This window comes from Flavobacterium sp. (assembly GCF_040402835.1).
Taxonomy (GTDB): Bacteria; Bacteroidota; Bacteroidia; order Flavobacteriales; family Flavobacteriaceae; genus Flavobacterium.
In genome coordinates this window covers 1-15,008 of record NZ_JBBALW010000041.1, presented here as the reverse complement: position 1 = coordinate 15,008, position 15,008 = coordinate 1, and the positions used below count along the sequence as shown (strand labels likewise).

The window sequence follows — 15,008 nt, the reverse complement described above, 5'->3', positions numbered from 1 at the left end:
ATAATTTTAAAAATGTTGCTTAACTAATACTGCGGGTTTTATTTGCATATCCAAATACCACATTATTAAAACGTATTCTCACCATTGCCATGAAAATAAAAGCACCAACCATTCCTATGGGAAAGTCGTATGAAGTAGATGAAATGCACACCTTCATTAAAAGAAAGGATAAATTAATTTGGATTGTTTATGCACTGGAGCGGGAAACAAAAAAAATCGTTAGTTTTAATATTGGTGCAAGAACCAATAAAACGTTGAATGTTGTGTTGAAAACCTTAAAATTAGCAGCGCCCAAAACCATTTTTACAGATGGCTTGAAACACTATAAATACCTCATCGCAAAGAAAATACATAGCGTAAAAAAATTTGGCACCAATTCTATCGAAAGACACAATCTCTCGATGCGAACAAACTTAAAAAGATTGAACAGACGAAGTATTCGTTTTTCAAGGAGCTACTTGATATTACATTGTATTCTGAAAATCTATTTTTGGGGATAATTAATATTTAATAGGGGGGAAAACTAAAACTTACCACATTTTGAAATAACACCTAATTAGAAATCAAATTTCAATTACATCTCCCTTGTTTTCTGCCTAGTGTTTATTTTACACAAATAATCGATATAATCAGGAAGCTCAATCAGACTTAAAAGTCCATTTATTGCTTCGGGCAATTCGAGGAATTCAATCTTTTTAATGTATTGTTTTTTCTTAAATATAACCCGTTGGGTGCAATTATTTAAAGTAAAATAAATTGATTAAATGTTGGTCAAGATACTGAAATTCAGTATCTTGAAGTCGCTAAACAACCAACATTTATGGCAAATATAGTTAAAAATTATTTAAGAGTTTTAGGAGTTATAAGTTCTTTGAATTGTGAATTAGAATATAAATCTGGAGTTGGGCGAAAGAGCAAAATGTCTGATTTAGAGATAGTTGCATTGAGTTTGACAGCTGAATTTATGTCGATTGACAGTGAAAACTCATTGTTTAAATTGATTGACACTAGTCAAATTCCAAATTTAATTGAGCGAAGTCAGTTCAATAAAAGAAGAAGAAAATTATTTTTATTTTCAGAAGAAGTTAGATTAAAATTAGCCTCTCGTTTTTTGGAGTTTGAAGATTACTTTATTGTTGATAGTATGCCCTTAGAGATTTGCAAATTTGCTCGTCATCGAAGAATTAAAATCTGTAAAAAAGAGTTTGAAACAGCTCCATCAAAAGGATTTTGTGCTTCACAAAACACTTGGTTTTATGGATATAAACTTCACGGAGTTTGTTCTGTATCAGGTATTTTTCATTCGTTAGATATTACAAAAGCAGAAGTTCATGATGTACATTTTTTAAAGAATATAAAACAACAAATGTCTGATTGTGTGCTACTTGGAGATAGAGGTTATTTGTCAAAAACTATTCAATTGGATTTGTTTCAAACGGTAAATATCAAATTAGAAACTCCAAAAAGAAAAAATCAAGTAGATTATAAACCACAGGCTTATATCTTTAGAAAATCAAGAAAAAGAATTGAAACATTATTTTCTCAATTATGTGACCAGTTCAAAATTAGAAACAATTACGCTAAATCTTTCGAGGGATTTAAAACAAGAATTTTAGCTAAAATAACAGCATTAACATTGGTTCAATATGTCAATAAATTCATCTTTGATAGACCAATTAATAATATTAAGAATCAAATAATTTAATTACACCCAACGGGTTAAATATAGGTATTTTTTGCCATTACTAATCGTTTAAAGATAAACCCTAAATTTTAGGGTTTATCTTGCGGTCAAAGGTAATCCAAACTATTTTTATTTATTGTAAAAAAATTACCGTTTATCCGAGCTGCTTGGACTAAATGTGATGAGGTTGAACATGTTTCGCATCCTGGAGCGAAGTCGGTTTCCATAGTGGTTTTCTATTTCAAAAGCTGCAAGGTTTGTGGTGATGTGCGTTATAGAATTGTTTTCTACAAATTGTTCGTACCTGGTGATTAGAATTTCAGCCATTACGTTGCAGTCATTTCCGAAGTGTTTTATCTGTTGTTCGGTGCCTAAATCGTCAAAACAATAACCCGTTAAACGGATTTGATTGTTCTGTTTTGTGGTGTATGAGTTTATGGCTTCGTAACCGTTTTTTGCGAACTCAAAAGAAATTTCCCTACATGTTTTGATTTTGTAATCTGAAAATGAGTTTGCAAATGGGGTAATTAATCGCATTAAGGAGGTTTTACCGCATCCAATTGGTCCAGACAACAAAATACCTCTTGATAGATTTAATTGCAGTTTTAAGGCGTTATTTTCATCTTTGATCATGTAGATTATTAGTTTGAAAATTGTTTCCAAATCTTCTTCTTTGATTTTGAAATTTTGACCGAATTCTTGCTTGCCTTTGTACTCGATAAAAGACAAGCATTTCTTGAAATCATAGTGTTTGTAGCCGTTTTGAATGGTGTAAGTATCGGATAATAAATTACAATGGTTCAGCATAATTTTTAAGGTTTTGAGAGTGCAAATGGTTTGGTTGCGGTTGGTTTTGTTGGAATTTTACGGCGTTTAATAGCCAGTTTCGGGAAGCTGCTTTCCAGTCTTTCATTTTTGATTTTCCCCCAACGAGCCAACCGTTGCTTTGGAAGTGGTTGAAGAATTTTTGCGCATCGGTTTCCGTTGCGTTTTTTTCAATGAAAAAATCAAGTACATTTTGCCACTCTGGCGGAATGGTGTTTTGAATTTCTGTACCCTTTTTTTCGCGCAACTTTTTTTGGGTAACTTCAATATTTTTAGCTGTAGCAATTTTGGACAAGTTGTTTTTTGGTGTTTTTTCGTTTTTACCAAAGTTTAAAATGTTTGCATTGTTTGCATTGTTTATTATGTTTATAGAAGGTACCAGTGCCTGTCCCAGTACTTGTCCAGTGCTTGTCTTCTGCTTGTTCAGAGCTTGTCCATTAACGAGTTTGTTTTTTGGATTAGTTCCGTTCTTTTTTTCGATGATTTTTAGTGCCAAAACGAGGTCTAACATTTCGACTAAACTACCCCTAAATGGATTAAAAGATGGGCTGTAAATTACATAGCCTTTGTTGTGTAAATCTCGCATACATTTATGATACGTTGATTTAGAACAAATCTTACTAATTGACATGATATCGTCTCTCGTGATACTAATTGGATTTTGAAAACGGTTGAGGTTCCAGTACTGAAACAAGGCAATGTAAAGACTTACATGCGTTGGATTTAGATTTTGATCGAGTACTACTCGGTCAAAAAAACCTGTGAGTTGTTTGATGTAATTCATCGTAATTTATTTATTTGAAAAGTGTTGGAATTGCTTTTACGCTTTTGGATTCTAAGAGTTTTTCGATTTCATGGTGAGCGTAGTAATTTATGCCTCCAATTTTAGTAAAAGTTAGAATTCCTTTGATCCGGAAACTTTGTAGTGTTCCGTTAGAAATGTTGAGCATTTCTCTTACTTCTGTGGATTTGAGCCACTTTTTTACTGGGGTTGCTTTGGTGTTAAAAATTTCTTTTAAATCATTTAAAAGCAACAAACGAAAGTCGTTTAAATCGTCTTGGGTAACCACTTGAATAGCCATATTTTTTCTTTTTAGAAATTGAATGACAAAGGAAAATATTAAAGCAATACCGCGCCAGTGTCAGGGGGTGGCGCCACCCCCCACAAAAGCCAACAAAATAGCCTATTCACGTCAAAAAAGTTTTTTTTATAAGGGTGTTTTTGCTTATTTTATTGAATAATGATTAACTTTGTTTTTTGAAACAAAAAAAGGGGCAACTCTTTTAAAATATAAGTAGCGAAAGTTATTTACTGTGCCGCAGAAAACCGCCAAATTTATCTTGCACCAGAAAATATACTGTTCGCCCACGTAAAGCGTGGGCTCAGTTTATTGGTGCAATGGGTGCTTGGCGGTACCTCTGTGGCTGATTTATTGATGTCCCACGCTGGTTGTTTCTAATTGTTTCGCAATTAGGAACAACCGAAAAGAAATTAGAATTATGGAAGAAAAAAAAGCAATGCAAGCGTCCCCAGAACTTGCCGTATTTATGACATACCACCATATAGTGACTGTCGCTTTATTACTAAAAATTGACAATGAAGATTTATTACAAATGGAGGGTTTCGGCTGGCGCCTAATGAAAGAAGTCTTACAACTTCGTAAGGTTTAAAAGTTCAAATATTTTTTCACGTATTTTATTTACAGTTGTATCTTCAACATTATAGAACTTATTTTTTATGCTTGATTCTGAAATAGTTGTTGTTGACTTTGTTTTGAAATTTGCAGCAATGAATCTAAATAATTCGATTTGACTTTTCGGATTAATCAAGCCTGTTTGAGAAAGTAACCCAAAGAAATAACTGAGCTGTGCTACAGATAAATTAGTACTCATTTTTTCTAATTCCTCCTGGTGTATAATTTGAAATGGATTTCCTTTTTCAAGACTATTTTTCTTATTTAAATATTCAATTTCTTCTTCAATCCAATTGATGATTTGGTGTTTTAAAGACGGTAGATTTTGCTTTAATTTCATAAAGTTTCTGGTCTGCCTTTGGTTGTAATATTTTAGCAGTTGGTACAATTTATTTATTTTTTCATTGTCTGAACTTTCGAACTTTAAAGCTTCCATAATATTATTTGTACTGTAGTCAAAAAACTCCAAATTATTAAGATTTAAATCCAGAAGCCATTCGATAATAGTATCTGATGTAGGGCTTTGAGTACTATTGTTTAAATACTTGTAAAATTGAGAGATATAGTTGGAGTAATAGTTAAATTCATTGTACGTAATTTGTTGATTTATATTGAAAGTTGTGATTTTTAAAATGGGTTGATACGCAATTTGTAAGAGTCGGTTGTCCAGATTTATTTCTAAAAGATTGGTTTTTACAAAGTTCATTTTATTGTCAATTTCGAGTTCTTTTACAAGTAAGGTTTTGAAGGGAACTTGGATTTCAATATCGAGGTATTTTAAGTATTCAATTTCAATGAACTGCAAGAGTTTTTCCAAATAAATGTACACTACTTTTAAGCAGTCCCTTTTGTTGTATTCGGACGAAAAATTATATATTTCAATTGCTACTGCAGGATTGATGTCTCGAATAACCCGATGTGATAAATTTTCTAAAGCCTGTTGTTTTCTTTGGATAAAGTGCTCGATTCTGCCTTTTGATTTGAGACTAAATACTCTTTCTTTATTAATTTTTATGATTTTGTTATTCTCCTGTTTTAGTTTTTGGCAGCAAAAAAGGAAGAAAAGGTTTTCGGGTGCAATTTCTTCAATTGGACACTGTTCACAAATAATTAGGGTGTCGTTTTCGTGGAAAGAACTCCAGCAGAACGAGGTGGTTGTATTTTGAATATTTAGATCCTGAAGTATTTTAGGAATGAACTCTTCAAACTCGGAGTTGATGCCGTAATTTGTTGGATGAAAATCGGGAGCCTTATGGTGCAGGTTATGGATTTTGTCTTTGATAACATAGCTTACAAGTCCATCCGATTTAGAGAAATTGACCTCGTGTATGTGGTGGCTGTCTTCAGAACATAGTTTTAGAAAAGAGATTACCTCTTTATGATTGGTTTTTCGGGAATGTTTAATTTCATTGAATAGGGAATCGTAAACTTCGAGGGTATAATTCTGTTTCATTGTCCCTGATTTAGAAATTATGTAACTTAATTTACCTATAAAAAAATATTTATTTGGCTAGTAGATGCTTTAAAACAATGAATTAACCTCAACAAAAAAAGAAATAAATCTATCCTTTTGATGTCAGCAAGTTAAACAAATATTAACATATTACATCAAATGTGATTAAATATATTATGCACACCTACTAAATTACAATAAAAAGGGCTACAACCATAAAGAGGGATTTTTATAAATGTAATAAAATCTTTGCAATGGTGTGGTTTTAGCTTATTGATTTGGTTTCAATGATTGGAGTATTATTTTTGAATTTTTCTTTAAGCAGCATCATATCATTGCTGATTTTAATATCTAAAATCTTGGCGTAATGTTGAGTAGTTTTCAAATTGGTATGTCCTAACATTTTACTTACGGTTTCAATTGGAACTCCATTTGAGAGCGTTACAGTGGTTGCAAATGTATGCCGGGCAATGTGGAAAGTCAATTCTTTATTGATGCCACAAACATCCGCAATTTCCTTTAGGTAGGCGTTCATTTTTTGATTGCTTAGTATTGGGAGAAGTCGGTCCTCGTTTAGGCAAATAGGGTGGGAGGCGTATTTATTGACTATTGAAAGTGCAATAGGCAATAAAGGTATTTTGGAAGCTGTGTCTGTTTTCTGTCTGTTTTTGAAAATCCATTTATCTCCATCGATACCAAAACTAATGTGATTTGGCGTTAGTTGTTTTACATCAATATAAGCCAACCCAGTGAAGCAGCTGAAAACAAATATGTCACGTACAATTTCCAAACGGTTAGAAACAAATTTTTTGTTCATCATCATTTCGATTTCTTCAGTATTCAAATATTCGCGGATTACTTCTTTGATTTTTGATTTGTAATTTGCAAAAGGGTCTTTTATTAGCCAACCGTTGGCCAAGCAAATGTTTATGACTTTATGAAAGTTTTTGATATACTTAACTGCGGTATTGTTGTTACATTTTCTTACACTTCCTAAATAAAATTCATATTCGGTGATAAAAGCATTATCTATATTATCAATATTTATATCTGAAATATTGTACTTCCAGAAGATAAAATCTTGTGTGTGTTTGAGTGATGTTCTGTACCGTTCTAAAGTTCCTGGTGCATACTCGGTTCCTAATAGTTCTTTGATTTTTCGATTGTGTTCTTCGAAAATAGGCACAAGCATTCTTCGGCGTTCTTTGGTGCCGAACATTTCATTTTTCAATGTTTCGTCATTTATAGCAATATCTTTTTTCAATAAATTGCTTTCGGATTTTAAAACTAAAGCTTTTAAATTTTCAAGATGTCCATTAATTGTTCGAGCTTCTTCTGAAAGACCCTTCATTTTTGACAAAACTGGCGACCATTTAGAAGGATCAATATACTTTCCAGTACTATTGTCTAAACGTTTACCATCGATTGTGATTCTCTGAAAAATAGGTGTTAGCCCTTGGCTGTTAACCTTAGCCCTTTTTAGATAAAAGAGGATTGAAATTGTTGCACTCATAATTGGTAACCTTTAAGTTAATAGAAAATTAATAATACTATTAACACAAAACAAGATGTCCATTAGATGAACCCCTTATTTTAAAAGGGGTTTGACAGATAGGGGTACATAATTTTAAAATTATTTATGTACCCCGAATTGTGCCCCTCGAACTATGAGAAACTATGTATAATTTTGATATATTGAGGAATAAAAAAACCCCTTAAATCGTTAGATTTAGGGGGTTTTAGAGGTTTTTGTGAAACAACTGGCGGAGAAAGAGGGATTCGAACCCCCGGACCTGTTACAGTCAACAGTTTTCAAGACTGCCGCATTCGACCGCTCTGCCATTTCTCCAATAAGAGGCGTATAATTTCCTCAATGCGGTTGCAAATATAGTGACCTTTTTTTGATTTCAAATATATTTATTCAGAAAATATAAGTTTAATTATATCTAATTAATTTTTAATACTTTATAGTCAATGATAAAAAATGTACCAATCAAGAACCTTTAAAATATTAATATTTTACATATTCTATAATTTCCAATCCATAACCAATCATACCAACTCGCTTAGTTTGTTCAGTATTAGAGAGCAACCTAATTTTTGATATATCAATATCGTGTAAAATTTGTGCTCCTATTCCAAAATCTCTATTGTCCATTTTGATTTGTGGCGCCTTGAAAACTCCTTTATTTTGTAATTCTTTTAATTCGATAATTCTATTTAATAAATCATCAGAATGAGATTCTTGATTAATAAATAACACTGCTCCTTTTCCTTCTGCATTAATCAACTCAAAGAGGTCGCATAATTTCTTGTTGGCGTCATTCGTAAGCGTGCCTAAAATATCATTATTGATTAATGTTGCATTAATACGAGTCAATACAGCATCACCAATATTCCAAGTTCCTTTAGTCAAGGCAATATGAATTCGATTGTTAGTTGTTTGTAAGTAAGCTCTCAATCTAAAATGGCCAAAACGAGTTTCTATCTCAAAATCTTCTTTCTTAACAATTAAACTATCGTGTTGCATTCTATAGGCAACCAAATCTTCAATAGAAACTAATTTTAAATTGAATTTTTTAGCTACTTTAACCAATTGGGGTAACCTAGCCATGGAACCATCTTCATTCATTATTTCAACAATCACACCTGCCGACTTTAAACCTGCCAAACGGGCAAAATCAATTGCTGCTTCTGTATGTCCTGTTCTCCTTAAAACGCCACCTTGCTTTGCTATCAATGGGAAAATATGTCCCGGTCGAGCCAAATCGTGGGATTTTGTTTGGGGATTTATCAATGCCAAAATTGTTTTCGCTCTATCGGAAGCTGAAATTCCAGTGGTTACTCCGTTGCCCCGCAAATCTACAGAAACCGTAAATGCTGTTTCCATAGGATCGGTATTGTTATTAACCATTACATGCAATCCTAATTCTTTGCATCGACTCTCTGTTAACGGGGCACAAATTAATCCTCGTCCGTGCGTAGCCATAAAATTTATCATTTCAGGAGTTACTTTTTCGGCAGCAGCCAAGAAATCTCCTTCGTTTTCCCGATCTTCATCATCAACAACAATTATGATTTTGCCCTGACGAATATCTTCAATGGCTTCTTCTATTGTATTTAACTTGAATTTTAAAATTGACATTTGATTTATTTTTGTGATAGGAATAATTTTTGAAATAATTTTTGAAAAGGCTGTAAAACAGTATCAATATTGATTAATCCAATATCGTTTGTAGCTCTATATGTTAATAAAAGTGCTATTGGAGTTAAAATTATTGACGACATCCAACATCCTAAAAATGGTGTTATGCCATCTTCATCTGCTAATTTTTTACCAAAAGTATTTATAAAGTTAAAGGTAATAAATATCAAAACTGCAAATACAATTGGAAGCCCAATCCCTCCTTTTTTGATAATTGCTCCCAAGGGTGCTCCGATAAAAAACATCATCAAACAAGCAAATGCCACTACAAATTTATCATATAAAGCATTATAATGGCTGTTTATTATTTTTTGCTTACTCAGCAATTCATCTTTTGAACTATCAATTGAAAAAATGATACTCGTTATTGAACTTGAAGCATATTCAAGTATTTGAAGCTTTTCGCTATCGCTTATAAGTGAAAATAAATCAGCTTTTATAGTATCTTTTTTCAGCGGTAAAATGGATTTGTTAACATTCATTAAGCCTGTTCGCTGGTGTATGTTTTCTGCAAATGAAACTAAATCCCGGTTATAAATTTTATGCAAAGAATCTATCGTGTAATTCAATTCGCTCATGTTCAACATTGTAGTGGTGTTGGTAATTTTTTGATCGGTTTGATCTCCATTTAATATCGATAAATCGAGATTAATTACATCTTTCTTAAAAGAAGCTTTCGCAAATGGAACTTTCTTTCTATCTTCATAATTTGTTGGAATCAAATCTTCATAATAATAGCCATCATTCAAAACTAATTTTAAAATATTTGACTTTTCATTACTAAACAAATCACCGTCTTTTGCTTTAATAACAGTACTCACGCCATCGCCACGCAATGATTTTTTATGAATGGTAATTCCTGTTAAATGGTTACCATTTTCCCCCGATTTTTTATCAACTTTAATAGTATAATACCCAATTTTACTAAACTGACCCGCAGCAATTGCCATGGCTGGCTTTCTTTGGGCTATGTTTTTTCTGAAATTGATAAATTTATATTCGGCATAGGGAATTACATTATTGGCAAATACGAAAGCCAAAACACTCAGGAATAATATGAATATCGTTAAACTTTTCATTGCCCGTTGTAACGATATTCCTGCAGATTTCATTGCTGCAAATTCATAGTTTTCAGCCAAATTTCCAAAAGTCATTATTGAAGCCAGTAAAACTGAAAGCGGTAATACCAATGGAATAATTCGTGGCATTCCGAAAAGTAAAAATTTAATAATTAGCATTAAATCCAAATCACGACCTGCCAAATCATAAATAAAAAGCCATATAGTTTGAAGGATGAATACAAAAAATAAAATTACAAATACAGTAGTAAATGTAAACGTGAACGTTTTTAAAATATATTTATCAAGTATCTTCACTTAAAATTAATCTAATTTATTGATGTAGTATTTTGGGTACTTACTTGCGTCAAAAGTAAATTGATTCTTTGACAAGGGCTGGTTGGTTTTGAAAGAATTAACAGTTAAAGTCGTCTTGGTACCATTTTTTCCAACCTCAATTAAATTATAGATGTTTTTAGTTTGAATATCAATTCCTAAAAGAATTTCTTTGCGTTGGTCTTTTAAATTATTAGGAATTAATTTAATAAACTGTATTTTTCGACCTTTAACATTTTGAGGAATATCCCAATAGTATTTAAAGCCCTTATTAAAAAAAATAAGCATTTTTGACGGTGTAATACTATTTTCGTCTTTTTCATTTGACTTAGAAATCGAAACTTCTTCATCTTCAGGATTGATGGTATACGTCTTTTTCCCATCAAATATTTTCGTTACGCCCATTAAATTCAATACATACATATTGCCTTTCATTGTAACGTTTCCTTTACTTTCCTGATTGATATTTTCCTTTAAATTGTTTAAAGAATATTTAAAATCAATGATAATATTGTCATAACCTTTAATTTTAGAAGCCACTTCGTCTAACAATGCTTTGGCTTTTTTATCTTGCGCTTGTAAGCCAAAACTCGTCAACATTGTAATAGCCACAAGTATAAAACACATTTTGAATGGTTTTATATTCATTGGAAATAGCGTATTCTTGGTTTTCATTTTAGGATTTAGTTTTGTTCATTACTGAAAAATTGATCAAGAGCTGCCAAATCTGAAATAGTTACATTTCGTGCTTTACTTCCCTCAAATGGACCAACAATTCCTGCAGCTTCCAACTGATCTATTAATCTTCCCGCACGGTTATAGCCTAATTTGAGTTTTCTTTGCAACAGCGATGCAGAACCTTGTTGTGCTGTTACAATAATTTCGGCAGCTTCTCTAAATAAGGAATCCCTGTCTGAAATATCCATATCAAGATTAATGCCACTTTCATCACCTACAAATTCTGGAAGCAAATAGGCGTCTGGATACGCTTTTTGCGAACCAATAAATTCTGTTATTTTTTCTACCTCTGGCGTATCAATAAATGCACATTGCACCCGTACAACATCATTCCCATTCGTATATAACATATCACCCCTGCCAATCAATTGATCAGCTCCTTGTGTATCTAAAATAGTTCTAGAGTCAATTTTTGAAGTTACTCTAAACGCTATTCTCGCTGGAAAATTTGCTTTTATCAAACCCGTAATTACATTTACAGATGGGCGTTGCGTGGCAATAATTAAGTGAATTCCAATGGCTCTTGCCAATTGTGCCAATCTTGCAATCGGTGTTTCCACTTCCTTTCCGGCGGTCATAATCAAATCGGCAAACTCATCAACAACCAATACAATATAAGGTAAAAAACGATGTCCATTTTCAGGATTTAATTTACGAGCCTTAAATTTATCATTGTATTCCTTGATATTTCTAACCATCGCATCTTTCAATAACGAATACCGATTGTCCATTTCCACACAAAGAGAATTCAACGTGTCTACAACCTTTGCATTATCAGTGATAATGGCATCGCCAGAATCGGGTAATTTAGCCAAATAATGTCTTTCTATTTTATTGAAAAGCGTTAACTCCACTTTCTTTGGATCTACCAAAACAAATTTTACTTCTGCGGGATGTTTCTTGTATAATAGGGAAGTTAGTACGGCATTCAAACCAACAGATTTTCCTTGTCCAGTAGCTCCTGCCATCAATAAATGGGGCATTTTAGCCAAATCAACTACAAATGTTTCATTGGAAATTGTTTTCCCTAAAGCAATTGGCAATTCCATTTCAGCCTCTTGAAAACGTGCCGAACCAATTACACTTTTCATAGAAACCATCGTTGGATTCTTGTTTGGAACCTCAATTCCAATAGTTCCTTTACCAGGAATTGGTGCTATAATACGGATTCCTAAAGCCGATAGCGACAATGCAATATCGTCTTCCAAACTCTTGATTTTTGAAATGCGAATTCCAGCTTCTGGTACAATTTCATACAACGTAACCGAAGGACCAACAGTTGCTTTTATTTGTGCAATCTCAATTTTATAATTGCGAAGCGTTTCTAAAATTTTGTTTTTATTCTCTTCTAATTCTTCCTGATTGATTGTAATCCCACCAGAGGAGTATTCTTTTAATAAATCTAATGTTGGGAATTTATAGTTCGATAATTCTAATGTCGGATCAAATAATCCAAAATCGGCTACCAAACGAGCTGCTAAATTTTCTTCTACAATATCTTCTTCGTGCGCTTTTTCAATAACAAATTCACTATCAGGTAACTCCTTATAAACCTCTTCAACAGGTGTTGTAATTGAAAAAGGTGTTGTTTTCAAAATAGGATCCATATTAATTTCGGAAGCGTTATTAATGGTCGGTTTCAGTGCTTCTTTGTTAATTTCAAATTGCGATGCCGGCTTCAAAATTGGTTCTTCAATTTCGTCTTCTGTAACCGCAAATTCTTCTAAATTATACAAACCTTCAGAAATAGGTTTGTTTAAAGGTGTTAATTCGGTGTCGATTTCTTTTTTAGTTCTTTCAAAAAATGTTTTTATCGCATCAGGAGCTATTTTTATTTTGAAAATCAAATAGATAATTACACCTAATATTAATACCAAAAGCGTTCCCGATTTTCCAATATAAGCTTGAGAAAACAAGTTCATTTCATAACCAATCGTTCCACCTAATTCGGGTATGGATGTTGCGAAAAAGCCAAATAAAATAGATAGTATTACAATTGCAAATAAATCCCAAAACCATACATTTTTCATTTTTTTCATTGAAAGATCCATGACCAAGAAAGCCCCTGTCAAGAAAAACAATTTTACAAATAAGAAGGAAGCAACACCAAAACCTCTGTATATGAACAAATCTGCTAAAAAGGCACCGAATTTTCCCAACCAATTGTTTACTGTTTCAGAACGATTTCCTAACTCAGCTACTGCGCTTTGATCTTCCTGCCCGTGAATAAAAAATGAAATAAAAGCCAATAACAAGGCCACAGAAAACAATATAAAAATAAAACCGAATAAGATTTTATATTGTCTTCCTAACTTCAAGGGTTTTTTATCCTCAGAATTAGCTTCTTTTTTATCGGTCGTAAGTGTCTTTTTTGCCATTCTGGATTGTACTAATTATATTATAACAAAGAGTTCTATTTATATAAATTTAGGTAAATAGATCATCAAACCTATTGCGATTGCTGTCAATGCGGCAAAAAATACGGCACCAGCCGCAATGTCTTTAATAAAACCTATTCTATGATGAAATTCAGGGTGAATAAAATCGGCTACTTTTTCAACAGCTGTATTCAATCCTTCAATACTTATAACCAAGCCAATTGCTAAGGTTTGAAACATCCATTCTTCGTGAGAAATATGAAAGTAAAAACCTGCAATAATCAACACTACCGCTATTGACGATTGCACCATGATACTGTGCTCAGTCGTTATCAATTTGATAGCGCCCTTAAATGCAAATCCAATGCTTTTAAACCTTCCCGTAAAAAAGGTATTGTCTTTTTGAAATTCCATATTCGATATTAAAGTGCTGCTAAAGCCGCATCATAATTAGGTTCGTTGGCAATTTCTCCCACTTGTTCTATGTGTGAAATTACACCGTTTTCATCAATAACAATGATTACTCTGGAATGTAAACCTGCTAAAACGCTGTCTGAAATTTCCAAACCGTAGTCTTTTCCAAAAGCTCCGGTATTAAAATCTGAAAGATTAATTACATTTTCAAGTCCTTCCGCACCACAAAAACGACTTTGTGCAAAAGGTAAATCTCTGGATATGCACAACACCTTTGTATTTGCCAAAGTACTCGCTTTTTCGTTGAATTTTCTAACAGAAGCGGCACATGTTCCGGTGTCAATGCTTGGAAATATATTCAAAACCAATTTACTTTCAGCAAAATCAGATAATGTTACTATTGATAAATCGCCTTTAACCAATTTAAAATCGATTGCTTTTGACCCTACTTTTGGTAATTCACCACTTGTATTTATTGGATTTCCTCCTAATTTAATTGCTGCCATTTTTACTGTTTTTTTAAGTTTCAAAAGTAAGCATTTATTTTGGGAATAAAAAAAAAGCCTATGACAATACGTTTTTAAACATTTGTTGATTTGTTTAATCGCTGAAACAAATTACCGCATTATCAGTTAAAAATCAATCAAATCCCTGGAAAAAATTTTGTACTGCTAATCTTTATTCTACACTGCACGAAAGGATTTTTAAAGGTCGATAGTTTCTCTTTGATATTTCATAAATAAAATTGATGTTTAGAAATTATTTCACCATCCAATAGATTATAAAAATCAGATCTTTGATAAAAATTCTACTCTTTTTTTATTACAACTTTCTTGATAATGTCAGCGTCTTGGTGAGCGTACAAAAAACGCTACTTTTTCTTGTTTTAGTACCTTAAAGACCCGAGGCTTTATCCTAATCGTCCCAGCAAACCTCCTTGTGGCAACCAGAGCCGACATTTGACACTTGCAATGCGAACTAGCGGAGCATAAAGTAAACCCGAAGGTCTTCCAATATTTTAAAACTTCTTATTTATATAAAAGCCAACCTTCTCAAATTGGGGGTTTAGAATCTGAAACGAGTTCAGATTAAAGGAAGGCGACGAACCGAGCTTGCGAACACGTCGTTCCAATAAAAAAGAACCCCAGCTTAAAAAGCTGGGGTTCTATAAAGAAAGGCGACGAACCGAGCTTGCGAACCCGTCGTTCCAATAAAAAAGAACC

Annotated in this window: 13 protein-coding genes, 1 tRNA gene and 1 pseudogene; 3 read left to right on the top strand and 12 right to left on the bottom strand. The window is 32.7% G+C overall.

The features are described 5' to 3' along the window. Positions 1–56: 56 nt before the first annotated feature. Together AC9UEH_RS10975 and AC9UEH_RS10970 are read left to right on the top strand one after the other, a co-directional pair. Positions 57–500: pseudogene (locus AC9UEH_RS10975) on the top strand (IS1 family transposase); the annotation flags it as partial. A gap of 320 nt (positions 501–820) precedes the next feature. Then, a complete protein-coding gene (locus AC9UEH_RS10970; RefSeq protein WP_509531736.1) occupies positions 821–1,705 on the top strand; it encodes an IS982 family transposase in 885 nt (294 codons plus the stop codon). 126 nt (positions 1,706–1,831) lie between these two features. Here the strand turns inward: AC9UEH_RS10970 and AC9UEH_RS10965 are convergent, their stop codons facing one another. Genes AC9UEH_RS10965 through AC9UEH_RS10955 form a run of 3 tightly spaced genes read right to left on the bottom strand, consistent with a single transcriptional unit; the run spans position 1,832 to position 3,591 of the window. After that, on the bottom strand, positions 1,832–2,491 hold the full coding sequence (locus AC9UEH_RS10965; RefSeq protein WP_509531733.1) for an ATPase: 660 nt from the start codon (positions 2,489–2,491) through the stop codon (positions 1,832–1,834). Continuing rightward, positions 2,475–3,293: a transcriptional regulator gene (locus tag AC9UEH_RS10960; RefSeq protein WP_509531730.1), complete on the bottom strand. Its 819-nt coding sequence runs from the start codon at positions 3,291–3,293 to the stop codon at positions 2,475–2,477. The genes AC9UEH_RS10965 and AC9UEH_RS10960 overlap by 17 nt, the downstream gene beginning before the upstream one ends. Before the next feature lie 10 nt (positions 3,294–3,303). After that, entirely contained in the window at positions 3,304–3,591 is a 288-nt protein-coding gene (locus AC9UEH_RS10955; protein WP_509531727.1) for a helix-turn-helix domain-containing protein, read from the bottom strand. A gap of 418 nt (positions 3,592–4,009) precedes the next feature. Between AC9UEH_RS10955 and AC9UEH_RS10950 the strand changes: the two genes are divergently transcribed. Beyond that, positions 4,010–4,180 (top strand): hypothetical protein, encoded by a 171-nt coding sequence (locus AC9UEH_RS10950; RefSeq protein ID WP_509531724.1) that lies wholly within the window; start codon positions 4,010–4,012, stop codon positions 4,178–4,180. On the opposite strand, the gene AC9UEH_RS10945 is transcribed toward AC9UEH_RS10950, so the two are convergent. From AC9UEH_RS10945 to tpx, 9 genes are all read right to left on the bottom strand, one after another. Beyond that, positions 4,160–5,656 (bottom strand): hypothetical protein, encoded by a 1,497-nt coding sequence (locus AC9UEH_RS10945; RefSeq protein ID WP_509531721.1) that lies wholly within the window; start codon positions 5,654–5,656, stop codon positions 4,160–4,162. The genes AC9UEH_RS10950 and AC9UEH_RS10945 overlap by 21 nt on opposite strands. A 265-nt stretch (positions 5,657–5,921) precedes the next feature. Next, positions 5,922–7,169 (bottom strand): site-specific integrase, encoded by a 1,248-nt coding sequence (locus tag AC9UEH_RS10940; RefSeq protein ID WP_509531719.1) that lies wholly within the window; start codon positions 7,167–7,169, stop codon positions 5,922–5,924. Positions 7,170–7,417: 248 nt separating this feature from the next. Beyond that, positions 7,418–7,505: transfer RNA gene (locus AC9UEH_RS10935), tRNA-Ser, on the bottom strand. A gap of 162 nt (positions 7,506–7,667) precedes the next feature. Next, positions 7,668–8,801: a 3,4-dihydroxy-2-butanone-4-phosphate synthase gene (gene ribB / locus AC9UEH_RS10930; protein WP_509531717.1), complete on the bottom strand. Its 1,134-nt coding sequence runs from the start codon at positions 8,799–8,801 to the stop codon at positions 7,668–7,670. 5 nt (positions 8,802–8,806) lie between these two features. Continuing rightward, positions 8,807–10,237 carry an LptF/LptG family permease gene (locus AC9UEH_RS10925; RefSeq protein WP_509531714.1) on the bottom strand — a complete coding sequence of 477 codons (1,431 nt, stop codon included), beginning with the start codon at positions 10,235–10,237 and terminating at the stop codon, positions 8,807–8,809. A 6-nt stretch (positions 10,238–10,243) separates the two neighbouring features. Beyond that, entirely contained in the window at positions 10,244–10,882 is a 639-nt protein-coding gene (lolA1, locus tag AC9UEH_RS10920) for an outer membrane lipoprotein periplasmic chaperone LolA1 (protein ID WP_509531739.1), read from the bottom strand. Between the two features lie 56 nt (positions 10,883–10,938). Then, positions 10,939–13,371 (bottom strand): DNA translocase FtsK, encoded by a 2,433-nt coding sequence (locus AC9UEH_RS10915; RefSeq protein ID WP_509531713.1) that lies wholly within the window; start codon positions 13,369–13,371, stop codon positions 10,939–10,941. 39 nt (positions 13,372–13,410) lie between these two features. After that, positions 13,411–13,785 carry a diacylglycerol kinase family protein gene (locus AC9UEH_RS10910; protein ID WP_509531712.1) on the bottom strand — a complete coding sequence of 125 codons (375 nt, stop codon included), beginning with the start codon at positions 13,783–13,785 and terminating at the stop codon, positions 13,411–13,413. Positions 13,786–13,793: 8 nt separating this feature from the next. Beyond that, on the bottom strand, positions 13,794–14,291 hold the full coding sequence (tpx, locus tag AC9UEH_RS10905; protein ID WP_509531711.1) for a thiol peroxidase: 498 nt from the start codon (positions 14,289–14,291) through the stop codon (positions 13,794–13,796). Positions 14,292–15,008 lie beyond the last annotated feature (717 nt).

Coding starts and splice junctions, on each gene's coding strand:
- AC9UEH_RS10970 (WP_509531736.1), top strand. CDS start 821: ATGGCAAATATAGTTAAAAATTATTTAAGAGTTTTAGGAGTTATAAGT.
- AC9UEH_RS10965 (WP_509531733.1), bottom strand. CDS start 2,491: ATGCTGAACCATTGTAATTTATTATCCGATACTTACACCATTCAAAAC.
- AC9UEH_RS10960 (WP_509531730.1), bottom strand. CDS start 3,293: ATGAATTACATCAAACAACTCACAGGTTTTTTTGACCGAGTAGTACTC.
- AC9UEH_RS10955 (WP_509531727.1), bottom strand. CDS start 3,591: ATGGCTATTCAAGTGGTTACCCAAGACGATTTAAACGACTTTCGTTTG.
- AC9UEH_RS10950 (WP_509531724.1), top strand. CDS start 4,010: ATGGAAGAAAAAAAAGCAATGCAAGCGTCCCCAGAACTTGCCGTATTT.
- AC9UEH_RS10945 (WP_509531721.1), bottom strand. CDS start 5,656: ATGAAACAGAATTATACCCTCGAAGTTTACGATTCCCTATTCAATGAA.
- AC9UEH_RS10940 (WP_509531719.1), bottom strand. CDS start 7,169: ATGAGTGCAACAATTTCAATCCTCTTTTATCTAAAAAGGGCTAAGGTT.
- ribB (WP_509531717.1), bottom strand. CDS start 8,801: ATGTCAATTTTAAAATTCAAGTTAAATACAATAGAAGAAGCCATTGAA.
- lolA1 (WP_509531739.1), bottom strand. CDS start 10,882: ATGTGTTTTATACTTGTGGCTATTACAATGTTGACGAGTTTTGGCTTA.
- AC9UEH_RS10915 (WP_509531713.1), bottom strand. CDS start 13,371: ATGGCAAAAAAGACACTTACGACCGATAAAAAAGAAGCTAATTCTGAG.
- AC9UEH_RS10910 (WP_509531712.1), bottom strand. CDS start 13,785: ATGGAATTTCAAAAAGACAATACCTTTTTTACGGGAAGGTTTAAAAGC.
- tpx (WP_509531711.1), bottom strand. CDS start 14,291: ATGGCAGCAATTAAATTAGGAGGAAATCCAATAAATACAAGTGGTGAA.